The organism is Burkholderia sp. A2 (genome assembly GCF_001729305.1).
Lineage (GTDB): Bacteria > Pseudomonadota > Gammaproteobacteria > Burkholderiales > Burkholderiaceae > Burkholderia > Burkholderia sola.
This window is the reverse complement of the sequence record NZ_LZXX01000062.1, coordinates 330-657: the sequence shown is the minus strand read 5'-3', so window position 1 is coordinate 657 and position 328 is coordinate 330. Positions and strand designations below refer to the sequence as shown.

Annotated in this window: 1 protein-coding gene; it reads left to right on the top strand. The window is 69.8% G+C overall.

The window, feature by feature from the left end:
- Positions 1-60 precede the first annotated feature (60 nt).
- Positions 61-328 (top strand): metal ABC transporter permease (locus A9Z05_RS05440; protein ID WP_176730147.1); only part of this gene is annotated, 268 nt, incomplete at its 3' end.

Below are 328 nucleotides of genomic sequence, written 5' to 3'. Positions count from 1 at the left end.
GCGGTGGCGGCGGCCACGGCCATCACCACCACGGACACGCTCATCCCGGGCATTCGCACGATGTTTGAATACGACTTCATGATCAACGCGTTCGCCGCGTCGGGGATCGTCGCGGTGCTCGCTGGCATCGTCGGCTATTTCCTGGTGCTGCGCGGGCAGACCTTCGCCGGCCACGCGCTGTCGCACGTCGGCTTCACCGGCGCGACGGGCGCGGTGCTGCTCGGCATCTCGCCGATCTGGGGGATGGTCGGCTTCACGCTCGCGGCCGGGATCGGCATGGGCGCGCTCGGCGAAAAGCTCGCGGGCCGCGACGTCGCGATCGGCGTGA